The sequence below is a fragment of the Bacillus sp. JJ1122 genome (assembly GCF_036964885.1).
GTDB lineage: Bacteria > Bacillota > Bacilli > Bacillales > Cytobacillaceae > Mesobacillus.
In genome coordinates this window covers 31492-54731 of record NZ_JBALQL010000020.1, presented here as the reverse complement: position 1 = coordinate 54731, position 23240 = coordinate 31492, and the positions used below count along the sequence as shown (strand labels likewise).

The following is a 23240-nucleotide window of genomic DNA, read 5'->3' as shown; positions in this document are numbered from 1 at the left end:
GTTGAATGGTCGTAAGAGGGGTTATAACGACCACTCGGGTTGGTATTTTACGGTTGAATGGTCGTGAGAAGCATATTAAGCATTACGCAACCCATTTAGTAGATTCATTTTCAATTAGCTTTATTATAAATTCAGAATATTAATTGTTTTATGGGTTTTTATTAAGATATGTTAAATAGTGAAAGAGTTGGAATGAATGGAAGCAGGAGATACGTCCCTATGTTCACAAAAAAAACAGCCGGACTCCGACGATGGATTCAGGCTGATTAAGGTACCCTTACTTGTTTTCTTCAATTCTAAATTGCTGGGTGATTTGTGTCAGTGATTTTGCCAGTTGATTCAGTTTAAATCCGATTTGGTCGGTGTTTTCCATGCGCTTCATCTGGATATCACTTGCTGAGAGCATTTCTTCTGCGCTGGCGAGTGTTTCCTGTGATACGGCTAAAAAGCTGTCTGCTTCGTGCGCCAGTAGAGGGAGGGTGTGCTTCAGGTTCACAAGCTCACCCTGCATAGAATGGAGTTTTTGACTCACATCAGAAATTTCCTGCATCAGCTCATCCAAGGAAAGGCGGGCACTGCTAGCCATCGATAAATTCGTTTCAATCTTGGCATGCATGAAATCGAATTCTTTTGTTGCTCCAATTGTAATCTTCTCCATATTCGCGATGGCCTGTGAGATTTCTTCTGTGGTTGTCGTCGCCTGTTCAGCGAGGTTTCGAACCTCATTCGCGACGACTGCAAAGCCTTTTCCTGATTCCCCTGCGCGAGCTGCTTCAATTGATGCATTTAATGAAAGAAGCTTTGTCTGGTCTGCGATGGCTTTTACCATACCGACCAGATTCGTGATCGAGATGGAATATTCTTTTACCTGGTGAATCGTCTTTGTTAGGTGATTGAAATCCGTTTCGAATGACTGAATGGTCGAAATGAGCTGGCCAATGTTTTTATCACCTTGTCCAGCAGAATCATTCATCGATGCAGAACTGCTGAATACACTTTCCATATTGGCAAGAACAACTTCAGTGATCTCCTTCATATCTCTAAAACGGCTTACACTAGTTTCTGAGCTGGCTGCGGTCTGCTCTGCTCCGATTTTTACAAGGTTGATAGACGACACGAGCTGCTGGCTGCTTGCCAGGGCATCCTGTGATGAGTCTTTAAGCTCGTTACCCGTACTCCCCAGTTCCATCGTTGTCTCTGTCAGCTCATGGACCATACTCATCATTTGCTCAATCATGCTGTTGTAGCTTTTATGGAGTGAAACGATTTCGGGAATGGTTGTCTCAATGGTTGGTGAGCTTTGCAGACAGCCTTCTCGTACTTTTTTCATTGTGCTTCTGAGGTGATTTAGCGGTTTCGTCACCTTTCTGACAAATAGGCTGATAAGAACGGCTCCGACAATCATGCTGACCACAATGATGGCTATTGTAAAATAAAGCATTTCAGTGACAGGCTGCATATAGGAAGTGGTAGGGATCAGCAAGACATAAATTCCATTGATTTCTTTCATTTCCTGAAAAGCAACTGTGTAGTCTGATCCACTTATATTCTCATGGATGACTCCATTTTTAGCTTTTTCAATGGCAGCGATCGTACCCTTGGTGAAAGTCTCACCGGATTTTTGGCTTACCTTAAATGGAGTAGTTTTTCCATCGACAATAGAGTAAAAATCGGATGTAATGCCATCGTTCTTAAGCTTTTTTTGCTGTGAACGAACATTGGCTTCAAGCTGCTGTTTAAAATAGGCTTCATCACTCACATACACAAACTTCAAATTTTCTGCTATATAACCCATGATTTCCGCTTCTCGTTCCAAGCGGTTTTCGATTGTCTCAATGGCCATATTTTTAGCTTTAATGTAAGAGCTCGCGCCAACTGATACGACAGATGCGATCAGCAAGGAGAAAAATAAAATAAACAGCCGGGCACCGAGACTAAGTTTTCCCTGAGCACCTTCTTGTCTGTCCTTTGCTTGTAAGCTGCTCAATATTGTATCCTTCAAGTACATGACCTCCAAATTATCGTACTATCGACCTATAGAATAAATTATACCGAGCTATTGTAAATTGGATGTTAAGATTAGGTATATTTGGATAATGTTTCTGAAGGTGGCAAATGGTAATCTGGTAAAAAAAGAGTGGGGAACATGCTTAATTCATCGAGAACAATATAGCGTGACCAGCAGCTAGTAAGGGTATAATAAAAAATACATATAAGCGGTCAAAAAATTAATAGGAGGGGTAAGATGCAAAACAATCATGCAGGATGGAACTTTGATAACAGCTATTCCCGCTTGCCGGGAATATTCTTTAGAAGTCAACTCCCAACACCGGTTCGCGAGCCGAAGCTGGTTATTTTCAATGATTCACTGGCAGTTACATTAGGTTTAGATGCCGAGGCGCTAAAAAGTGGAGAGGGAGCAGAGGTGCTGGCGGGCAACCAAATTCCTGAGGGTTCGGAGCCGCTTGCACAAGCATATGCGGGGCACCAGTTTGGGCATTTTACAATGCTGGGAGACGGCCGGGCGGTACTGCTTGGTGAGCAATTGACTCCACAAGGGGAGCGGGTAGATATTCAGTATAAGGGTTCTGGGAGAACACCTTATTCGAGGGGCGGTGATGGCCGTGCTGGACTTGGACCGATGCTGCGGGAATATATCATCAGTGAAGCGATGCACGGGCTGGGAATACCGACTACGCGGAGTCTAGCGGTTGTGGAAACTGGGGAGGAAATCATCCGTGAAACGATGTTGCCTGGTGCGGTGTTGACCCGTGTGGCAGCCAGCCATCTGCGCGTCGGCACCTTTCAATACGCAGCTAACTGGGGCAAGGTGGAGGATCTCCGGGCTCTTGCTGATTATGCGATTGAACGCCACTATCCTGAAGTCAAAGCGGATGATAACCGTTATCTATCTTTGCTTAAAGAATTGATCAATCGTCAGGCAGGATTGATTGCCAAGTGGCTCCATGTCGGCTTTATTCATGGCGTGATGAATACCGACAACATGACGGTCAGCGGTGAAACGATCGACTATGGGCCTTGCGCGTTTATGGATACGTATGATCCTGCAACTGTGTTCAGTTCGATCGATCGGGATGGGCGCTATGCCTTTGGCAATCAGCCTTATATTGGCGGCTGGAATCTCACGCGTTTTGCGGAATCGATTTTACCGCTGCTTCATGAAGACGAGGACGAAGCTGTAAAACTGGCGGAGGAGGCTCTCTCCGAGTACTCTGACGTATTCCAGGCTCACTGGCTGGCAGGAATGAGAGCGAAGCTGGGAATGATGAACGAAGAAGCAGAGGACAAAAAGCTTATTGCCGACCTTCTCAATATGATGCAGAAGCACCGTGCGGACTACACGAATACCTTCCGTGCTCTTACTTTCGAACAGCTGAAGGGTATCGATTTATTCAAAACAGAGGAATTTACCCAATGGCATGAAAAATGGCAGGCGAGGCTTGGCAGGCAAGAGGGAGCGAAAGACGCTGCTCATGAGCTGATGCGGAAAAGCAATCCTGCGGTCATCCCTCGGAACCACCGAGTCGAAGAGGCACTTGAAGCCGCAGTGGAAAAAGGAGATTACAGCGTGATGGAAAAACTGCTGAAAGTACTTTCTGATCCATACGCACACTCCGAAGAAAAGGCCGAATTTTGCACGCCGCCAGCTCCGACTAAGCTTCCTTATCGCACGTATTGCGGAACATAAAAATCATACTTTAAAAGCAGGAATCTTTAATGGTAACGGTTTCAGTTTTGAAGTACAAAACTCGGAAAAAGCAGTGTCTTTCGCAAATGAATTCGCAATAGAATAAACAAGCAACTCGGTAAAAAAAATAGCAAAAAAAAATGCTTGGAGCTCAATGACTTCAAGCATTTTTTTTCAATCTTTATTGGAGATAAGCACTCGTTAGCTTAAGTGTAAATCAAATCTATTAAACGCAATATATAACTGTTGTAAAATGCCGGTTCACAGTTGAAACGGATAAAAAACATAAAAAAATAAAACGCAGTACATAACTTGTTTTACTGCATTAAATGTTTGGTGAAAATAATACATCTAAAACTTTAATATAGAGTACACCTTTAAGTCTTTATGTTCCCCTTTAACATACATTACTTTTCTACTTATACCTTCAAAAGACATACCTAACTTTTCCATAACACGCTCTGAACCCTTGTTTTCTAAAAAGCATCTTGCCTGTATACGGACCAAGTTCATACTTTCGAAACCAAAAGAAATGATTGCCATTGCTGCTTCGGTAATTAAACCTTTGCCCCAGTATTCTTTAGATAGAACATATCCAATTTCAGCACTATTGTGTTCTGGCTGCCACCAAACAAAGTGAACTGTTCCAATAAATTCACCATTTTCTTTAAGCTCAATCCCCCATGGAGCATCATATTGAGATAAAAACGTATTTATAAATTTAATTGTATCTGATAATGAGGAATGAGTATCCCAAGTTACAGATCTCGTTACTTCTTCATTGGAAGCATATAAATACATATCTTCTGCATCATCAAGTGTGATTTTTCTAAGGATGAGACGTTCCGTTTCTATTTTAGGTACATCAGCAAATTTTTCTAAAATATTCATGAATTCACCACTTTACAAAATATTATCGACTGATCATAATTCTATCATTTTTTAAAATTTATTTTTTCAATTAAACTGCATTATTTGTTCCATAGGGACTCCAACAAGAGCATTGTACTAGGCAACAAACCTCATTAAAACCTTGGCCTTCACGGATATTCTCTTTAAGTGACTTTACTCTTCCCTTTATATCCTACTGTAAATTATGATCCTAAAAATTAATTCCTTCACAAAACCGAATAAGGTTATTTTTTTCGGAAACATTAAAGTTAATGAAAATGAAAGGGGTGAAATATGATGCTTAAGAGAATTCTTAATTTGGTTGTTGCACTTACAATTTCTTTTGTCATGCTATCTGAGTTAAATGTTAACGCGCAAAATAATAACAATAACAATAATACCAACGGAGTCGCTCGAATATCCCAAACAGGAGATGTTAATGATGATGACGATGATACCGATTGGGGTTGGGTTGGGTTACTTGGATTAGCAGGCCTGTTAGGATTAAGAAGAAGAGATGACAGAAGAGATTAAACATAGTTTAATTCTAACGATTAAATTCTAATCAAATTAAAATTAAACTCATATTAAAAAAGGGGATCCTCTGGGTCCTTTTTCAATTTTTGCATTATCTTTAGGAAACTCGATATTATTAATAATTGTAAATGCACCGCAGGACTATTATTTGACTTCAAGTATCCTGCACCGTACAAAACTGCCCCTATATTTGAATAAACTCGCCTTCAATTTTAACATAAATTACCAATAACCCTTCGTGTTAAATTCAGCACTTCATTTAGCATTGCAATTAGCATGAAAATTAGAAAACGAACAAACCTGTCAAAAGGGATGCGAATTAGGGTGCTAGTTCGACTGTGTGGTGATTAAAAACCCGCTATATCAACAAAAATAAGCATTTCAGTTCAGTTGTGAATTGGAATGCTTATTGGTGTCCTAATATTGGATTTATGCTAGGTTATTGAACCCGTTACTTTAATGGGTCCTGATTTTTTTCGTGTTTTGTTTAGGAACTCGAAAAAATAGATTGCGAGTAGTCTTGGTGAGATTTAAAATAAGGAGGAAAATGATAGAGAGAGAAGGATTCAGCATGTGGATGGCCGCAGCATTGGTCACGACTTTAAGCTTTGGCATGAATAATACGATTTTTAAATGGAGCACAGGGCACGGCTTGTCGAAAGTACATATTCAGTTTTTCTTTTATATCGTGGCGTTTATGCTGACGCTGGGATATGGAATTTCAGTGGATGCGTTGCAGTTCAACCTTCTTGCTATTATTCTTGGAGGCTTGATTGGCGTACTGAATGCAAACGGCAATATTCAAATGTCGAGGGCATTTGAGAAGGGGCCAGCTAGTCTGACGTCGCCATTGATCGGTGCGAATGCGATTTTTCCAATTCTGGGCGCAGCGATTATTTTTCAAGAACATATCAGCCTTATGCAGTGGATCGGCATTGTATTTATTCTTGGCTCTGCGATCATGATTCAATATACACCAGGAGCGAAACGGAATACGGATTACGCGCCGTGGCTGATCAGGGTGCTCTTGGCTATCTTGTCCTTTGGGATTCTGGGGATTTTGATGAAAACGACTTCGTATTTTCATATCAGTTCGCTGAATACATTAATTTGTATGTATGGTGGCGGGAGCATTTATCTTGGGATATCAAGCATCCGGGAAAAGGAACACTGGCAGCGTTCTGAAGCAAATATTGGATCTCTTGTCGGTTTAATCAGCGTCATCGGCTATAGCTGTTATTTCTATGCGCTGCATGAAGGGACCGCAAGTATTATATTCCCAATCGTCAGCCTGAATTGCCTCGTTGTTGTCCTTGCAGGCTGCTGGCTTTTTAAGGAGAAATTAAAGCTCTATCAGCTTGTTGGGATATTTTCAGCGCTTGTCGGCATTATTTTTACAAAAATTTAAGGATGTAAACAGCCGGACTATTTATCTGTTTCCTATAGAAATAAAATCCCTGGATACGATTCAGGGATTTTTTAATAGGTACTGCTTATAACAGAAATCGCTCGCTAACCTGGCTTATCTTTATTCATTTTTATCAAGGGTGTGGCAGGTAAGAAAAGGAAATACCAGGAATGAAGAAATTCGTAATTATCCAAAAGGAACAAAAAGCACCCCACATAATCGTGCACGAAATGTCGGATGGATGCGTTTATATCCTGCTAATCTATTGATAAAGGAGGTCATCGAATTGGATTTGCTTAAGAATATGAACAGTGCCATTCGTTTTATCGAGGAAAATCTGACGAACGAAATTGATTTTAAAGAGGCGGCAAGGCGGGCTTACTGCTCGGAATATCATTTTAAAAGGATGTTTTCCTTTCTTGCTGGTATTTCGCTGTCCGAGTATGTCCGCCGCAGACGTTTGACGCTTGCAGCATTTGAGCTTCGGGAACCAGGCATCAAGGTCATAGATATCGCCGTGAAGTATGGCTATAACTCACCGGACTCTTTTACGAGAGCGTTTCAGCATTTGCATGGAATCACGCCAACAGAGTCAAGAACGAATGGCCATTCCCTCAAAGCATTTCCTCCGATGAGCTTCCAATTATCCATTCAAGGAGGCAGTGAAATGAATTATCGAATAGAAGAAAAAGAAGCCTTTCGCATTGTCGGAATAAAGAAGCGCGTACCCATCATATTTAACGGAGTTAATCCGGAGATCAGTGCCATGTGGCAAAGCTTAGACATGGATAAAATCAATGAGCTGAAAAGTCTATCAAATGTCGAACCGTTAGGATTGATCAGTGCATCGGCCAATTTTTCAGAGGGCAGGATGGAGGAAAAAGGGGAGCTTGACCATTATATTGGAGCGGCTACAACGAGCGAATGCCCAGATCATCTAACATCTTTAGAAGTGGCTGCCGGTACATGGGCAGTATTCGAATCAATAGGACCTTTTCCGGCCACACTGCAAAATATATGGGGGCGCATCTATTCAGAATGGTTCCCGTCCTCCAATTATCAACAGGTTGAAGGGCCTGAAATCCTTTGGAACGAGAGCAAAGATGTTGCATCGCCAACCTTTAGAAGTGAAATATGGATCCCGGTTTTGAAAAAGTAAGGAGCAGAAGAGCTGTATATTGCAGCTCTTTTTTTATCCCTAAAATTAATGAACCGTAATCTTGAAACTTTAAGAAGTTTTTAACGTCAGTTAAGGAAAGGGGGAGTATCGATGAAGGGTCATGGGTATCTGCGATGGTGTTTACTATCATTTCTATTATTAACCTCTTTAGTATTTCCAGGTAAGTCCTTAGCAACCTCTTGGGCATATTCATTTGTAGTTTGGAACGGTTATATTTATGTAGTAAGCGATGAGGAAGTTACCAAAGTTGGAAACGAGATTGGCCATGTCACTAAGTATTCTGATATGGAATCCTATCCAGGCAACTTCTCAAACTCCTTTGCTAAAGGGACGAAATATTATTCTATTAAAGGCATTAGTAAAAATGAAGCCATAGCTGTTGAAAAGTCGAAGGGACAATACATCAAGGCATATAGAGAAGCTGAATATCAGGTAAGAGGCGCTTTTGATGGATATTTTGATGGACAACAGGGAGCCATTAAAATTTTTGTTTTATTAATCATTGGTATTTTGGCTGTTATTTTCTTTTTTAGAATGAAAGGCAAAAAAAACCCCTGAATTCCAGAACAGGATTCAGGGGTTTTGCTATGTATGTGTTTAAGTATTCCGAAGCACCGTAATAAACCCATCAAGGATCTGGTGACTTACTTTAAAGCCTTTCTTCTGATAAAAATCCAACGCTGCATCATTTCCATTCGATACATAGATAAACCGGTCATCAATATCCTCAAATGAATCCAGCCATTCCATGGAGCGGTTGAACAGTTCGGAACCGATGCCCATGCTGCGATAGCCATCTTTTATGTAAAATTGTGAAAGGCAGCCGACATCCTCATTTGCTACAGAATCCATATCGAAAAAAGTCGCGAACTCATTGGAATAGACTTGTTTTGGGGAGATGTTGCTGTACACATAAGCAACAATTTCGTCACCATCATAAGCGGCAAGGATAAAATTGGCCTTCGCATTTTTAACGGAAGGAACCATACGTGTTTCAAAATTCATGCTGTCAAAAAGCTCGGGACGAATATGGGCCACGGATTTTTGATAGGCCATTAATTCATTGCACAATCCCTTGATGGAGCTGATTTGATCTTCCTGAACCAATTCGTAATGGATACTCATTCCCTTCATCCTTTCCATTTTTTGTTTGATAGAATTATAGCAATATCCGATGATTTTTCAAGAGTAATTAGGTCATTTTCTCTTGAAGTGTTAATACCTGAGTGGTCATTGGAATGTGTCTGAAGACAACTCGCGGCTCATTTTCCTGTTTGAGTGGTTGTCGTAGCTTTTCTCATAACAACTCGCCGCTCATTTTCCTGTTTGAGTGGTTGTCGTAGCCTCTCTCATAACAACTCGTCGTTTATTTTTCAGTTTGAGTGGTTGTCGTAGCCTCTCTCATAACAACTCGTTGCTCATTTTCCTGTTTGAGTTGTTCTCGTAACCCTTTTCAGAACAACTCGATGAGAGATTTTTCCTCCGAGTGGTGATGAGAGCAGGTTTGAAGGCAACTCGACGAGAAAATTTCGCCATAAATGATGATGAGAGCCGGTCTGAAGTCGAGGCGAATATTCTCTTCGAAGGGCTTATGAGTCTTTAAATTGGTCTGCTCTTCATATTACATTCATCGTTAAGGTGGTCAAACAGAAAGAAAGCACGCTTCCGTCACGGAGGCGTGCTTTCTTTCAATTCCCATTATCATCATTAAACTTATCCAGCATATTGATCGTTTCGACTAAATGGTTATTGAAGATCTGTCTGGCAACGGCCAGAAGGTCAACGATCATGGGGTCACGAAGGGTATAAATGACACGGTTGCCTTCTTTCGTGCCAGTGACGATATTTTTCCCGCGGAGGATGGTCAACTGCTGGGAAACGGCAGAGCCTTCGCTTCCCGCTAGATTCTGGATTTCATTGACACTTTTATCTCCTTCAGCCAATAGCTCAAGGATCTTTATTCTGAGTGGATGGGCTAGTGCTTTGAAAAATTCTGCTTTAAATTGCTGCATCTCCAGGTTCAATCAAATTTCCTCCTTTCTCAATTTGGGAGCATGAGAAACGTCCCTGTGCTTCGGAGCATGAGAAGCGTCCCTGTGCTTCCGCTGCGCCTGAGAGGGTTGAACATTCTCTGAATGCAAAGTGTTTGCAGCCGAGGCACTGGTGCTTGTTTATTTGCGATAATCCGTGATTGATGGCGTCCCCGGTGTGGTCAAAGAAATGGTTTTCTCCTATTAATTGATATAGGCCTGTTTTTATTAATACTTTTTTAGGCTGAGGGTTGATCCCCGATATGAGGACCATTCCATGTTTTGAAAAATGGCGGATGATGCTTGATAAATGGGCTTCGCCGGTTGTATCCATGAATGGAACTTTTCCCATTCTTAAAAGAAGGATTCTTGGTTTGAAATGGATCGTTTCCATGATGGTTTGTTCAAATGTTTGCGCAGCCCCGAAAAATAGCGGTCCTTCCACGTTATAGATACTGATTTGCGGGCAATCATGCGAATCAGAAACGATTTGAGGCTGGACTTTCTCTTGCTTGCTATTCGGGTTTGGCAAAGCCTTTGCCGTTACCATTATATCACTCATTCTTTTCGTGAAAATAATAACCGCTAAAACGAGACCTGCCTCAACAGCCAGCGTTAGATTGAAAAACACCGTTAACAAGAAGGTAATGACCAGGACGAGTGTATCTTCCGTGCGTGTTTTTACCATATGGAAAAATACGTGACGTTCACTCATATTCCAAGCGACGATCATTAAAATCGGTGCCATGCTTGCCAGAGGGATCCTTGATGCAAAAGGTGCAAAAAGCAATAGAACGAAAAGCACGACGATTCCATGGGTGATCCCGGAAAGAGGGGTAGCGGCGCCATTTTTTATATTCGTAGCCGTTCGTGCAATTGCTCCTGTTGCAGGGATTCCCCCGAATAGAGGCGTGATCATATTGGCGATGCCCTGCCCGACTAATTCCCGATTGCTGTTGTGCTTGCTACCTGTCATGCCATCAGCCACTACTGCGGATAAAAGCGATTCAATCGCACCAAGCAAGGCAATGACAAATGCTGGGCCGATAAGCGTCTGCACCCGATCGAAAGACATCTCTGGAGTCGCAAACTTAGGCAAAGTGCTGGGAATGTCCCCAAAGGTTGAACCAATGGTCGCAACATGCTGCGGGTAAAAGAAGCTTGCAGCCAGGGTAGACAAAACCAGGCCAATCAGTGGTCCCGGGATTTTCGGAAAGAGCTTTGGAGTCAGCAATACCGTGAACAAGCAAATTCCAGCAGTAAGGATACTGTATAGATTAATGCTATCGATATGAAGGATGATTTCATTGACGTTCTCAAGAAAGTATTCGTGCTTTTCAACACCGGTCAGGCCTAAGAAATTAGGGATTTGCCCGGCAAAAATAATCACCGCAATCCCTGAGGTAAAACCAATCGTAACTGGCCGGGGAATGAATTTGATGAGGGAACCCATTTTTAAAAGCCCCATAAGAACTAAAATGATCCCCGCCATAAATCCAGCGATCAGGAGGTTCTCAAAACCATAGGTCATGACGATCCCAAACAAGATTGGAATAAATGCACCAGTTGGCCCGCCAATCTGATACCGGGAACCTCCCAATAATGAAATCAGGATTCCTGCAATAATCGTCGTATAAATTCCGTGCTCAGGCTTAACCCCTGAGGCAATGGCAAACGCCATTCCCAGAGGAATCGCAATAACGCCTACGACAATCCCGGATATAATGTCTTTTTGGAAAGACTGAACGGAGTAACCCTGATACCTTCCGCTAAAAACCCACTTACGATGCATTTTAACCCTTCCTTATTTTTAATATTTGTATATTTGATTATTTGAATATACTTAGTTAAAATCTACACCCGGTCGAGATTTATGTAAAGTCTTTTTTAGAAGGGTTATTGAAGTGATATTAAAAGAAGACCATCTTTTTGATAACGGGTTCTCTTCTGTAGTACAAAAAACTAAAAAGGAGTACAAATAGACACCTATTTCGGATATGAATAGATGGCGTGTTTTTGCTGTAATATCAATGATTTTTGAGGTTTTATACTTAAATTCTCATCTGCATTTGCACGTGATTTAGCACGATGATCATAATCATTTTCACACTGTTATCAGTTGCTAACCGACTTAACAAACAAAGTGCTAAATTCTGTTGAAAAGGATTAAACGGTTCCTAAATCGAATATAAAATAAGGTTATAACGCGTGGATCTTACTCCACAAACTTAGCAGTATTGTTGAATAAGGGATTTTAAGGTTTTTTATTGAAGTGAAGAGCGATAAGGTTTGAAGCGGGGGTACAAACATTGGATAATAAAAATCAAATTGTAGGTAAAGTGAAAGAAATCCGAAGATTCCCTGTAAAATCAATTTTAGGGGAGCTATTACAAACCGTTTCAATTGATAAACGAGGACTCGTTGGGGATCGTCTGTGGGCGATAAAAAATATGAATGGGAAATTTGGCAGCGGTAAAACAACACGGCGTTTTCAACAGATGGATGGTTTATTTAATTATAAAGCAAGATATGAAGATACTACTCCAATTATAACAATGCCCGATGGCACAGATTATCGAGGTGACGATAATGCCGTTAACGAAAAGTTGTCTGAGAGGCTCGGATATCAAGTAACTTTGGCACGAGAGGAGTCAATATCCCATTTTGATGAAGGTCCAATTAGCATCATTACTACTTCTGCGTTACGAAAGGTGAGTCAGGAACTAGGAGAGGCAGTTGACCCTCGACGTTTCAGAGCAAACTTATTGATTGATACAGATTCAACGGGATGCCTTGAAGATCATTTGGTGAATCAACTAATCCTAGTTGGCCCGTCAGTTATCCTAAGAGTTGTTGCACCTCTTCAACGATGTATAATGGTGAACAATTCTCAAGAGGAACTAAAACAGGATACACGGTTACTCCGATACTTGGTTAATAACCATGAATCTACTTTTGGTGTATGGGCAAAGGTTGAAAGCTTTGGTAAGATAAATATTGACGATAAGATAATCTTAGTATAAGTCAATCGTTGTTCAACAATTGGGTGCGATCCCTGAATAAGCCTAAAAAAAATCACTTCACATTTGAACACATAAAAACGTTAAAAGCACTGCAAAATTGCAGTGCTTTTTTACTTGCTAATTTATATGCGATTTACGATATTTTTTACCTTTTTGTACTCCGAAAGAGAACCCCGTTCTCTTTTTAATAGTCTTCTTTAAGTTTTATTTGTGACTTTTTTTAAATCCTATTTTTCCGTTATCTATCCCGAATCCTGCCAGCTTGTATTATCCTAAATATATGAAGTTTTCCAGGATGTTGAAAAAAATAATAATGAACGTGAACCGAATGGGCGTGTCTGCCATCTAATAGATAGAATTAAATGAGGAGGGGAACTTTTGTCCAGTGAACGAGATGTGAAAAAAGCACAAAAGGGGGATAAGAAAGCTTTTGTGCGGATTGTGAAGGATGCCGAAGAAATGCTTTATAAGGTAGCAAGCTCCATCCTGCAGAACGATGATGACTGTGCCGATGCTATCCAGGAGGCTATATTAAAAGCCTACAGTTCCATCACTACTTTACGTGATGTACGAATCTTCAAAACGTGGATGGTGAGGATCGTGATTAACTGCAGCTATGAGATTTTGAGGAAAAATAAGAAAGTCATTCCGATGAAGGAGTGGATGGAGCCAGCTTCCCCGGATGACCGTTCAACCTTTGAGCTGAAAGATGCCCTGAAATCATTGGAGGAAGACTTAAGGGTCCCTGTAACGCTGTATTACCTTGAGGAATGGAATGTGCGGGAAATTGCAGAAGCAATGGAGATTCCGGAGGGTACCGTGAAATCACGACTCAGCCGGGCACGGCACAAGCTATCACAATATCTGGGTTCAGAAACTGAAGGGAGTGTTCAAAATGGCAGGAAATCATGATCAGAAATTGGGAGAAGCGTTACGAAAGGTGGATAATGGTATGCCGGATCAAGTACGCCACCGTATTGATGAAACATTGTCTAGCCTTCCCGAGCGAAAGAAGAAATGGAAGAGGCCATCGATGATTGCTGGCGGGATTGTGGCAAGCTTAGCCATTCTTTTAGGAACCGGATTCACTAATACCACGATGGCGCAGGTGCTGCAAAACATCCCGTTCGTGGAATCGGTCTTCAAGCTGGCAGGAGACAGTACATTGAAAACGACCGTTGAAAAAGGACTTGCTGAAAAAGTAAATAAGAGTGCTGCGGATCAAGGCATTACCGTGACAGTCAATGAAGCTATCTATGATGGGACGGGTGTTTCTGTTGGATATGTAGTTCAGTCCGACACTGTTCTTGAGGAAAACGTGAATCCTTCAATCGATTTCAATGTCGACGGTAAACGAATTGGAAATTATGGTGTGGGAGGAAGCAGCGAACGGTATGACGACCATACGGTGCTCGGTGTCATGCATCTGGATGTATCAGAACCACTCCCGAATGAATTCGACCTGGGAATGAAGATCAAAAAGCTGGGTGAGAGTGAAGGAGAATGGAACGTTCAGTTTCCAGTAAGAGAAATTAGTTCAGAGAACAAGGTCATTCTCCCAGTAGAGAAGAAATCAAGCGGTGACATCACGGTGATCCTTGAGAAGGTCACGTTTGCTCCGACGGCAACAGAGGTTGTTTATAAGCTGAAGCAGCCAAGCAACCGAGAAATGGAGTTGAGCTTCGAGTTGTTGGGAAGCAACGGGGAACACGTGGAACCACTTTCTCTGTTCAAAAAAGATGATACATTCAAGGTGTCATACGAACCATTCAGCACGATTCCTGAAACGATCACATTTCGGCCTCAATCCCGGCATGATAATGAAATAGATCAGATTCTTGAGAAACTGGAGATCACTGTAGGGGTAAACTAAGTGAAAAACCAAATCCGATGAGGGTTTGGTTTTTCACGTGTTCGAGACGATTCTATGCAACTAATCCCAGGAGCTGAACCTGACCTTTAACCCTGGCTTGAGGGTATGTAACCAATGAAATTTGATATAATGAATCCAAGGAATGAATTGAAAGGAGCACGACCAGAATGACAGTAAGAAGAATTTCCGCCGAGGAACTATATGAAAAAGTAAAAAAGGATAACGAAATGATGCTTTTAGACGTAAGGGCAGAGGAAAAATACAAAGACTATCATATAGAAGAAACAGGCATAAAGAATATCAACCTGCCGAAGAACTTCATTTTTGAAAACAATGAAGGATCTATCGAAGCATTGCCTAAGGATAAAGAGATCGTTGTGACATGTACAACAGGGAATTCTGCCACAAAGTGTGCGAACATCTTGTCTGAAAAGGATTATGATGTAGTCGTACTGGATGGCGGGGTTACTGCATGGAAGAGTTTTTTAGAAACGAAGAGTGAATGATTAGCTAAAGGAGCAAGTGAGAATCGCTCTTTTATGTTTTAGTAAAGGGTAAGATAAAAATAAGGCCTCAAAAAAATTTGTTTGTCTATATTCATTTTTTACATTATACTCAAAAGTGTAATTTTACACTAAAAGGGTGAATGTGTATGAAGAAATTTATTATTATTCTATTGTTCATTTTTATTGCATGGGGCGGGTTCAAGCTAAACTTTTTACATTATGAAAAACGGGCTGATGAAAGAATCGCTAAGGTAATCGAGTTTCAAAAAGCATCAATAGATAATAGTGAATTACTAGTCGATGTATATGACTATAAAAATGAGTGCTGGTATCAACGAATCATATTTAAAGATGATTCGGAAATCACCTATGATTACGAATATACCAGATCAGAAAATAAAGTAAGAGTTTCTGCCAGGTTTCATAATATGTCGTTAGATTTAGCTAAGAAAAACGCTAAATATCCTTTGTATGATATTTATTTTGATGAAGATAAAATAATCGATGTTATTGAACGTTAATTTTGTTCATTTACCATTTGGCAACATTTTTGATTCCAAGAAATTACTACATAACTATATCCCATTAGTGGGGTGAATAAAACCAAGGAGGAAACGAATATGACAAAGGGAAATAAGCAATTGTCACCAGAACAAAGTGAAGAACTACTGCGTACTTTGAAAGACCGTTTTGAGAAAAACATGAACCGGCATAATGGTCTTGAATGGGCGAAAGTACAAGCGAAGATCGAAGCGAATCCTGAAAAATCATGGTCGCTTCATGAAATGGAAGGAACCGGCGGGGAACCGGATGTTATTGGTCTTGATGGAGAGACGGGCGAATACATTTTTTATGATTGTTCAGCGGAAAGTCCTAAAGGGCGCAGAAGTGTTTGTTATGACCGCAAAGCGCTGGAGTCAAGGAAACAACACAAGCCAGAAAATAGCGCTATGGATATGGCCGCTAGCATGGGCATTGAACTTTTAACGGAAGAACAATACCGGGACCTGCAGGAACTTGGGAATTTCGATCTGAAAACGTCTAGCTGGGTGCAAACACCTGATAATATTAGAAATCTAGGCGGGGCCATCTTTTGTGATCGGCGCTACAACACGGTCTTTGTCTACCACAATGGAGCAGACTCCTACTATGCGGCAAGGGGTTTCCGTGGCTCGCTAAGAGTCTAAATTTGGCACAGACAGCTAGATCTGAAACAAATGGGACGGGTTAAGTGAAAAAAGAATAGATTCCAGAAGATCGCCATGAGTGGCGATCTTTTATTTTTTCTTCAGTTGTATTAAGTTTTAATTCTCTTAAAGCTGTCCACTTTAACGATGGTATACGCGCCATAATAAAGAAAGAGGAAAATACCAAAATCATAAAATGAAGACCAATTTTTAGGATTATAAAAGCCAATTACTTTAAAGAAATTCATACCCAAAAAGGCAGCAATGGCTGAGAAAATCAAACCTTTTACAAAGGAATTCATATTCGGTTTTATTTGTAATGCAAACATAATCCCTACAGGTGCTAAAGAAAAGTGATATGGTAAAAATAAAAAGGGAGCTAGTGGGATCATGACCATTGGGTAAGACCAAAGCCCGGACGATAAAGCAGCGAGGTCGATTGTAAGTGATAATATGATTGTCAATAATCCACCCAAAAGCAGACGTCCCGTGCTTTCCTTATTTCTCAAAATGAACCAAATAATCCATGGGACTATAAAAAGGGCGATACCAAACCACCACTGCCAAGTGAATAGAAAATCTTCCCTCACTATTTTTGCAAATAAGGAACTGATATCAGTTAATTGATTATAAACTTTTTCTGAATGGGTAATTCCGTCCTCAAATGACATTACGTATACTCTCCTAAGAAGTTAGTAATTGTAGTTTTTTCATTATCATAGCATCTTATGTATCATGACATTTTATATGGAAAATTATAGTGATTTACCTTTAAAAAATAAGTGAATTAGTAATTGTTCAGCTAAAGGGCAGTAAATAGTTTTTGAATAATGTGAAACTAATGACGACAGGTATTCTGTCGTTTTTTAGTCATGGAAACAGCATTCTGATTTTTTCTGGTTGGCCATTTTCTATGTCTTTATTACTGTTGTGGCTGGAGCGGAACGTATAAAAATCATATGTACGGGACACCTTATGTTTGTTTCATAAACAAACTAGGGGTGGAATAAATGGGATGGTTTGGCCTAGATAATAAATCGTTTGATTTTGATATGTTTTCTAGAAGTCATTTTGTTGTATTGGCCATCTTTTTTCTTACTACAGCCGTTATTTACATATGTCGAGAAAAAATGAAGGGAGACAAATGGAGAAGCGTTGAAATAGGAGTAACTTTTACTTTGATTTTAATAGAGGTCATAAATCACGTATGGATGTACATGAATGGAATCTGGAAATTAGGCCGCTCCATGCCGTTGGAATTGTGTAATATTGGACTCATATTATGTGTGATTTTGCTTTTGACTAGAAAAAAAGTGGTCTTTGAATTATTATTTTTTATTTCCTTATTGGGTGCCACACAAGCGATTATCACTCCTGCATTAACATACGATTTTCCTCACTTTCGATTTTTTCATTTCTTCTATGCGCATATGATGATTGTGTGGGTAACCTTATATTTTACCTGGGCAAAAGGGTATTACCCGACATTCCGCTCTGTGATCAAGCTTATTGTTTTTATTAATTTGTTATTGCCTGTCATTTTGTTCGTTAACAAACGAGCGGAAGGAAATTATTGGTTTCTGCGTCACAAACCTGAAACCCGTAGTTTCCTTGATGTGCTTGGGCCCTATCCATGGTATATTTTTTCATTGGAAAGTTTATTAATCGCTTCAAGTGTTATCGCATGGTTAATCTTACGAAAAAGGGAAAAGAGCCATTTGAAACGTTCACAAGCTGATTATTAGGTCTAATCTTGTTTGGGTGTGTCAAAGGCATAACGAATTTTAAAAGATGATTAAATAAAAGGATTCAGTACTGATCAGGTCTGAATCTTTTTTTGTTTCATTCTAGATTGTCAGTTAGTTAAAATTTCATGGCAAAAGCACTCAGAAAAGAATGCGGAAATCGCTTAATAGACCATTTCTGAAAATTCCTAATATAATTACTTCGATTAAATTTGAAATCGTTTTCATTCCTAAAAGCTTGGTAGCTGCAGCGTATTTGATCGGATTTTATTTCCCATACTTTCCTTGAAACGACATGGAATCTTTGTTAGGTTAAGTAACCGTAGCCCCATTAAGGCGGCAAAAAAAACTTGGACGGCATAATTAACATAAAAATTTTCGAGCGTGGTCGGCTGCATTCTTATAAAAGAATCTAATCGCCTGTGTACAAACCACTATGTTAATTATTTCGTTTAGGGAAAACGAAAAGGAGAGATTTGGTGAATTTTGAAGTATTTGTTTCTTTGGGAATTTATTTTATCGCGATGATTATGATTGGGTTATATGCCTATCGTAAGACATCTAACTTAAATGATTATATGCTTGGAGGCCGTGGACTTGGACCATCTGTAACAGCTCTTTCTGCAGGTGCGTCTGATATGAGTGGCTGGATGCTGATGGGATTGCCTGGCGCCATGTATACGACTGGACTTTCAAGTGCCTGGCTGGCAATCGGATTATCGATTGGTGCCTATTTAAACTACCTCATTCTAGCTCCAAGACTGCGAGCTTATACAGAATTAGCAAATGACTCAATCACGATCCCCGATTTTCTAGAAAACCGCTTTTCGGATCATACTAAGATTCTCAGGTCCGTTTCAGCCATCGTTATCATTGTCTTTTTCACGCTGTACACATCAGCTGGTCTAGTGTCTGGTGGAACTTTATTTGAATCAGCGTTTGGGCTCGATTATCGAGTAGGTTTATTCGTAACTGCGGGCGTTGTCATTGTGTATACGCTGTTCGGCGGATTCCTTGCGGTCAGTTTGACCGACTTTGTCCAGGGCTGCATTATGTTCATTGCACTTGTCATGGTACCGGTTGTAGCTTTTACTGATCTTGGCGGAACAGCCAATGTCATGGACACTGTCCAAAAAATTGATCCTACTTTAATGGATATTTTCAAGGGTACATCCGTTATTGGAATCATGTCCTTCCTGGCATGGGGACTTGGCTACTTCGGACAGCCGCATATTATCGTCCGCTTTATGGCCATCAACTCTGTAGAAGAGCTCAAGCCAGCACGCAGAATTGCCATGGGCTGGATGATCATCTCGATCATCGGCGCATTAGCTGTCGGTCTTGTCGGGATTGCCTATGTTTCAGTGAATGATGTTGCACTTGAAAATCCTGAGACTGTGTTTATCATGTTCTCGAATATCCTGTTCAATCCGTATATCACGGGCTTCTTGCTCGCTGCAATTCTAGCTGCAATCATGAGTACGATTTCTTCACAATTACTCGTGACATCCAGTGCATTGACGGAGGACTTTTACAAAGCATTCTTCCGCCGCGAAGCAAGTGACAAGGAATTAGTGCTTGTTGGCCGTATGGCTGTCTTGCTTGTTGCACTAGTGGGTATTGGGCTTTCGTATACGCCTAAGGATTCCATCCTTTCACTAGTAGGGAATGCATGGGCAGGATTCGGCTCTGCATTTGGTCCAGCAATCCTGCTAAGTCTTTACTGGAAGCGAATGAACCGCTGGGGTGCACTAGCCGGCATTATCGTTGGTGCTGCTACCGTCATGATTTGGATCAGCATTCCAGCATTGAAAGGCTTCATGTATGAAATGATTCCTGGATTCTTCCTGAGCCTTATTGCTGTAATTGTCGTAAGCCTTATGACAAATAGGCCAGGAAAAGCCGTACGAGAAGAATTTAATGAAATGGAAGAGATTATGTCTAACTAATATGAAGATGGGGACGGTTCTCGCGTTTCAATTGAAACGTGAGAACCGTCCCCATTTTTCTTATGCAAAATGATTAAGTATGATGGATGCTAGCAGGCCGAGGGCTGTGACAAGGCCTGTTATTGGACCGCTTTCCTCGAAGGCTTCCGGCATCATCGTCGAAGCGATCATCGCAATGATTCCTCCGCCAGCGAAGGCTGATATCCCGGCCATAAGGGCATCCGATGCGCCGTCAAGGAAAAAGAATCCTGCCCAGGAGGCAAAGGTTGAAATGGCCAGTACCGCTAACCACATGACCGTAATTTTTGTTTTTGAATAGCCGTTTTTCCTCATCCCGGCAGTACTGGAAAGCCCCTCAGGAATATTACTGATAAAAATGGCGACTACGAGTAGGAAGCTCACCGTTTCCTGCTCAAGAAGGCTTGCGCCGATCATGATCGACTCTGGAACGGCATCGATGATTGTCCCAATGAATAAGGCAATTCCTGCACTCTCAGCAGCCTGTGTTCCGGATCTTTTTCGATGCGAAGCTCCTTTTTTGGAAACGATATAATCAAATATAGTAAAAACCGCAGCACCTGAAAGGAATCCAATAGCGGTGGAGTTGATGCCGCCCGTGCGCACAGCTTCACCTATAAGCTCATAAGAAGCCGCCCCGATCAGGACTCCTGTACCAAATGCCATAATAAAGCCAATCACTTTTTTTGGGAGTGAGAAAAACATAGCAACCAGGGACCCGAGCAAAACCGCCGACCCCGAAACCGCACCCCACATTGCTGCATGCCACATAGCTACGCTCCTTTCATATATTAAAAAACTACCCATTATCCGTTGAAGCAAACGTAATAAAATGATGAGAATCATGAGGAGAAACATAGAGGAGATACACTTAGACTTTCCTAATAGAAAAGATATTATTTTCATCTGTGTAAAGAAAAAAATCTTTTTTTATGAAAATATATTAATAGAATTACAGGGTCTGCAGTTGTAAAATTAGTAGTAAACAATTTGAGATTCATTTTTAAAAAGGGGAGAAAGCGAAACCTTACTTATAAATTGACCGTTTTCAGCGTTAAAATTATCTAAAAATTCCTAAATTTAAAGAAAATTGAGGTTGATGAAGTTGAAAATGGATGTTAAAGAACAAACAATTTTTAATCATGCTGGAAATAAAATCATGACCGAAGATAGAGAAATTAACATAATAGCAAGATTACATGAACCATTAATCGTGGTTTTAGGGAATGTTTTAAGCCATGAAGAATGCGATGAGTTAATTAGGATGTCAAAAGATCGATTGCACCGTTCAAAGCTTGCGGATGGCCTGGAAGTGGATGAGCTCAGAACAAGCAGCTGTATGTTTTTCGAAGAAGGAGAAAATGACTTTGTTGCCAGGATTGAAAAGAGAGTATCACAGATCATGAATATCCCTGTAGAACATGGAGAAGGACTGCAGATTTTAAATTATCAAATTGGCCAGGAATATAAAGCTCATTATGACTTTTTTACATCAAAAAATAAGGTGGTAAACAATCCTCGAATCAGCACACTCGTCATGTACTTAAATGATGTAGAGGAAGGCGGAGAGACTTACTTCCCTAAACTGAATTTCTCCGTATCTCCGCAAAAAGGCATGGCCGTGTACTTCGAATATTTCTATGACGACCAAACCCTGAACGATCTAACATTACATGGCGGAGCACCAGTGATTGTTGGTGATAAGTGGGCAGCCACCCAATGGATGAGGAGAAAGAAAGTTTAGGAATATGGGTAGGAACATGGGGACGGTTCTCGCGTTTCATTTTGGAGCGAGAGGACTGTCCCTTTGTCATGTTTTATGCGAGCGCCTAATGGGAAGACAAGATAGATAGTTGATCCTTTAGGAGGTATGCAAGATGAGTAAGACGATTTTTATCACAGGGGCTGGGAGTGGACTTGGCAGGGGTGCGGCGCTTGGCCTTGCTAAGAACGGGCACCGTGTCATCGCGACGACGGAGCTGACTTCCCAGAAAACGGATCTGCTTCGGGAGGCAAATGAACTGGGCTTAGATATGGAAGTATTCAAGCTTGATATTACGAACGAGCGGGATCGAGAGCAGATTGAAAAATATGATTTCGATGTGTTTGTGGCGAATGCTGCAATCAATGAAGGCGGACCGCTGGCAGAAGTACCGATGGACCGCGTCCGTGCGCTATTCGAAGTCAATGTATTCGCCACGCTGGAAACCGTACAAATCGCTGCGCGAAAGCTAGTGGAAAAAGGCAGAGGAAAGATTGTTTTTATGAGTTCAATGGCAGGGATTTCGGCAACGCCATATGTCGGTCCATATACAGCGACCAAGCATGCCATCGAAGGAATTGCCCAAACGATGAAGTCAGAGCTCGAGGAATTTGGGGTTCAAGTGGCGACCATCAATCCAGGTGCGTTTAATACAGGCTTCAACGACCGAGCCGCCGAGGAAAAATGGAAATGGTTCGATGAGTTCAAGCATTTTACCCGCAAAGAAGATATGAAAAAACAGGAAGAGGGACTGGGAAATCAGTTTGACCCAGAGGATATGATTCAAAAAATGATCGAAATCATTCCGGCCGACCACCATAAATTTCGCACCGTTTATCCGGAGGAAACAGAAAATCAGCTGAAGAAGACGGAGAAGGAACGATGGGGAATGGAGATCTGATGCGCGGGGACGTTTCTCATGCTTCTTCTGAAGCGTGAGAAACGTCCCTTTAATATAAGCGCATTTGTTCAAAATCTTTTACAAGAATGCTACTCCGTTTGTTAATATAGAAAGTCGTTATTTGCATCACGAACTACAACTTATAACCTTGTCATATCTATTTTATCGGTAAGGTTAAATCAACTGTATATACAAAAGCAATATCATTATCTACATAATTTGCTTTACTTTCCGCTTGGTATAAACCTAGAACTTTTATAATTTCTTCATTATTTCTAAAATTACTTTGTATTCAGGAGCAGAAACATCAGCAGTATCAGATATTTTTTTACCGTTGGCATTATTTAATTTAGTAACAATTTTTTTAATGAAGGAAGCGTCTTCAAATGTTTTTATTAAAACATTGTCCTTCCAATTATAAACTTCTACTTTAGTCACACCTTCTTCTAAATTGAGGTTATTGTTTTCACATCCAATCAAGACGAAAAAAATTATAAGAAATACTGAAAAAAACTTAATTT

Annotated in this window: 23 protein-coding genes; 15 read left to right on the top strand and 8 right to left on the bottom strand. The window is 40.8% G+C overall.

The genetic code is table 11. From position 1 onward, the window contains the following. Positions 1-277: 277 nt before the first annotated feature. Positions 278-2002 (bottom strand): methyl-accepting chemotaxis protein, encoded by a 1725-nt coding sequence (locus tag V7201_RS11825; protein ID WP_335376941.1) that lies wholly within the window; start codon positions 2000-2002, stop codon positions 278-280. Positions 2003-2245: 243 nt separating this feature from the next. Here V7201_RS11825 and V7201_RS11820 point away from each other — a divergent pair, with 243 nt between their 5' ends. Further along, positions 2246-3709, top strand: a complete 1464-nt coding sequence (locus V7201_RS11820; protein ID WP_335376940.1) for a protein adenylyltransferase SelO — start codon at positions 2246-2248, stop codon at positions 3707-3709. A 351-nt stretch (positions 3710-4060) separates the two neighbouring features. On the opposite strand, the gene V7201_RS11815 is transcribed toward V7201_RS11820, so the two are convergent. Next, positions 4061-4600 (bottom strand): GNAT family N-acetyltransferase, encoded by a 540-nt coding sequence (locus V7201_RS11815; RefSeq protein ID WP_335376939.1) that lies wholly within the window; start codon positions 4598-4600, stop codon positions 4061-4063. A gap of 294 nt (positions 4601-4894) precedes the next feature. Here V7201_RS11815 and V7201_RS11810 point away from each other — a divergent pair, with 294 nt between their 5' ends. From V7201_RS11810 to V7201_RS11795, 4 genes are all read left to right on the top strand, one after another. Then, a complete protein-coding gene (locus V7201_RS11810) occupies positions 4895-5134 on the top strand; it encodes a WGxxGxxG family protein (RefSeq protein ID WP_335376938.1) in 240 nt (79 codons plus the stop codon). 550 nt (positions 5135-5684) lie between these two features. Further along, entirely contained in the window at positions 5685-6545 is an 861-nt protein-coding gene (locus V7201_RS11805) for a DMT family transporter (protein WP_335376937.1), read from the top strand. A 286-nt stretch (positions 6546-6831) separates the two neighbouring features. Further along, positions 6832-7704: an AraC family transcriptional regulator gene (locus V7201_RS11800; RefSeq protein WP_335376936.1), complete on the top strand. Its 873-nt coding sequence runs from the start codon at positions 6832-6834 to the stop codon at positions 7702-7704. A gap of 111 nt (positions 7705-7815) precedes the next feature. Further along, on the top strand, positions 7816-8283 hold the full coding sequence (locus V7201_RS11795) for a hypothetical protein (RefSeq protein ID WP_335376935.1): 468 nt from the start codon (positions 7816-7818) through the stop codon (positions 8281-8283). Between the two features lie 39 nt (positions 8284-8322). Here V7201_RS11795 and V7201_RS11790 read toward each other — a convergent pair whose 3' ends face one another. The 3 genes from V7201_RS11790 to V7201_RS11780 form a co-directional block, all read right to left on the bottom strand. Beyond that, on the bottom strand, positions 8323-8850 hold the full coding sequence (locus tag V7201_RS11790) for a GNAT family N-acetyltransferase (protein WP_335376934.1): 528 nt from the start codon (positions 8848-8850) through the stop codon (positions 8323-8325). A gap of 563 nt (positions 8851-9413) precedes the next feature. Beyond that, positions 9414-9749, bottom strand: coding sequence for an ArsR/SmtB family transcription factor (locus V7201_RS11785; protein WP_335376933.1), 336 nt, complete (start codon positions 9747-9749; stop codon positions 9414-9416). Beyond that, a complete protein-coding gene (locus V7201_RS11780; RefSeq protein WP_335376932.1) occupies positions 9724-11547 on the bottom strand; it encodes a SulP family inorganic anion transporter in 1824 nt (607 codons plus the stop codon). The genes V7201_RS11785 and V7201_RS11780 overlap by 26 nt, the downstream gene beginning before the upstream one ends. 517 nt (positions 11548-12064) lie before the next feature. Here V7201_RS11780 and V7201_RS11775 point away from each other — a divergent pair. From V7201_RS11775 to V7201_RS11750, 6 genes are all read left to right on the top strand, one after another. Continuing rightward, on the top strand, positions 12065-12778 hold the full coding sequence (locus V7201_RS11775) for an MOSC domain-containing protein (protein WP_335376931.1): 714 nt from the start codon (positions 12065-12067) through the stop codon (positions 12776-12778). 378 nt (positions 12779-13156) lie between these two features. Then, positions 13157-13690, top strand: coding sequence for an RNA polymerase sigma factor (locus V7201_RS11770; RefSeq protein WP_335376930.1), 534 nt, complete (start codon positions 13157-13159; stop codon positions 13688-13690). After that, on the top strand, positions 13674-14651 hold the full coding sequence (locus V7201_RS11765; RefSeq protein ID WP_335376929.1) for a DUF4179 domain-containing protein: 978 nt from the start codon (positions 13674-13676) through the stop codon (positions 14649-14651). The genes V7201_RS11770 and V7201_RS11765 overlap by 17 nt, the downstream gene beginning before the upstream one ends. A gap of 167 nt (positions 14652-14818) precedes the next feature. Then, positions 14819-15157, top strand: a complete 339-nt coding sequence (locus V7201_RS11760; RefSeq protein ID WP_335376928.1) for a rhodanese-like domain-containing protein — start codon at positions 14819-14821, stop codon at positions 15155-15157. Positions 15158-15303: 146 nt separating this feature from the next. Next, a complete protein-coding gene (locus V7201_RS11755; protein WP_335376927.1) occupies positions 15304-15678 on the top strand; it encodes a DUF3139 domain-containing protein in 375 nt (124 codons plus the stop codon). Positions 15679-15777: 99 nt separating this feature from the next. Beyond that, positions 15778-16344 (top strand): DUF4256 domain-containing protein, encoded by a 567-nt coding sequence (locus V7201_RS11750; protein ID WP_335376926.1) that lies wholly within the window; start codon positions 15778-15780, stop codon positions 16342-16344. Positions 16345-16454: 110 nt separating this feature from the next. Here V7201_RS11750 and V7201_RS11745 read toward each other — a convergent pair whose 3' ends face one another. Then, positions 16455-17015 carry a CBO0543 family protein gene (locus V7201_RS11745; protein WP_335376925.1) on the bottom strand — a complete coding sequence of 187 codons (561 nt, stop codon included), beginning with the start codon at positions 17013-17015 and terminating at the stop codon, positions 16455-16457. Between the two features lie 339 nt (positions 17016-17354). Between V7201_RS11745 and V7201_RS11740 the strand changes: the two genes are divergently transcribed. Further along, positions 17355-18089, top strand: coding sequence for a YwaF family protein (locus tag V7201_RS11740; protein WP_335376924.1), 735 nt, complete (start codon positions 17355-17357; stop codon positions 18087-18089). Between the two features lie 479 nt (positions 18090-18568). Continuing rightward, positions 18569-20038 (top strand): sodium/proline symporter PutP, encoded by a 1470-nt coding sequence (gene putP, locus V7201_RS11735; protein WP_335376923.1) that lies wholly within the window; start codon positions 18569-18571, stop codon positions 20036-20038. Positions 20039-20098: 60 nt separating this feature from the next. On the opposite strand, the gene V7201_RS11730 is transcribed toward putP, so the two are convergent. Beyond that, entirely contained in the window at positions 20099-20827 is a 729-nt protein-coding gene (locus tag V7201_RS11730) for a ZIP family metal transporter (protein WP_335376922.1), read from the bottom strand. A gap of 328 nt (positions 20828-21155) precedes the next feature. On the opposite strand from V7201_RS11730, the gene V7201_RS11725 reads away from it, so the two are divergent. Together V7201_RS11725 and V7201_RS11720 are read left to right on the top strand one after the other, a co-directional pair. After that, positions 21156-21800, top strand: coding sequence for a 2OG-Fe(II) oxygenase (locus V7201_RS11725; protein ID WP_335376921.1), 645 nt, complete (start codon positions 21156-21158; stop codon positions 21798-21800). A gap of 133 nt (positions 21801-21933) precedes the next feature. Beyond that, positions 21934-22719: an SDR family oxidoreductase gene (locus V7201_RS11720; protein WP_335376920.1), complete on the top strand. Its 786-nt coding sequence runs from the start codon at positions 21934-21936 to the stop codon at positions 22717-22719. 255 nt (positions 22720-22974) lie between these two features. Here V7201_RS11720 and V7201_RS11715 read toward each other — a convergent pair. Further along, positions 22975-23240: hypothetical protein (locus V7201_RS11715; protein WP_335376919.1), on the bottom strand; the 266-nt coding region annotated here is incomplete at its 5' end.

Coding starts and splice junctions, on each gene's coding strand:
- V7201_RS11815 (WP_335376939.1), bottom strand. CDS start 4,600: ATGAATATTTTAGAAAAATTTGCTGATGTACCTAAAATAGAAACGGAA.
- V7201_RS11790 (WP_335376934.1), bottom strand. CDS start 8,850: ATGAGTATCCATTACGAATTGGTTCAGGAAGATCAAATCAGCTCCATC.
- V7201_RS11810 (WP_335376938.1), top strand. CDS start 4,895: ATGATGCTTAAGAGAATTCTTAATTTGGTTGTTGCACTTACAATTTCT.
- V7201_RS11730 (WP_335376922.1), bottom strand. CDS start 20,827: ATGTGGCATGCAGCAATGTGGGGTGCGGTTTCGGGGTCGGCGGTTTTG.
- V7201_RS11750 (WP_335376926.1), top strand. CDS start 15,778: ATGACAAAGGGAAATAAGCAATTGTCACCAGAACAAAGTGAAGAACTA.
- V7201_RS11805 (WP_335376937.1), top strand. CDS start 5,685: ATGATAGAGAGAGAAGGATTCAGCATGTGGATGGCCGCAGCATTGGTC.
- V7201_RS11820 (WP_335376940.1), top strand. CDS start 2,246: ATGCAAAACAATCATGCAGGATGGAACTTTGATAACAGCTATTCCCGC.
- V7201_RS11745 (WP_335376925.1), bottom strand. CDS start 17,015: ATGTCATTTGAGGACGGAATTACCCATTCAGAAAAAGTTTATAATCAA.
- V7201_RS11780 (WP_335376932.1), bottom strand. CDS start 11,547: ATGCATCGTAAGTGGGTTTTTAGCGGAAGGTATCAGGGTTACTCCGTT.
- V7201_RS11795 (WP_335376935.1), top strand. CDS start 7,816: ATGAAGGGTCATGGGTATCTGCGATGGTGTTTACTATCATTTCTATTA.
- V7201_RS11725 (WP_335376921.1), top strand. CDS start 21,156: ATGAAGTTGAAAATGGATGTTAAAGAACAAACAATTTTTAATCATGCT.
- V7201_RS11765 (WP_335376929.1), top strand. CDS start 13,674: ATGGCAGGAAATCATGATCAGAAATTGGGAGAAGCGTTACGAAAGGTG.
- V7201_RS11760 (WP_335376928.1), top strand. CDS start 14,819: ATGACAGTAAGAAGAATTTCCGCCGAGGAACTATATGAAAAAGTAAAA.
- V7201_RS11740 (WP_335376924.1), top strand. CDS start 17,355: ATGGGATGGTTTGGCCTAGATAATAAATCGTTTGATTTTGATATGTTT.
- V7201_RS11755 (WP_335376927.1), top strand. CDS start 15,304: ATGAAGAAATTTATTATTATTCTATTGTTCATTTTTATTGCATGGGGC.
- V7201_RS11720 (WP_335376920.1), top strand. CDS start 21,934: ATGAGTAAGACGATTTTTATCACAGGGGCTGGGAGTGGACTTGGCAGG.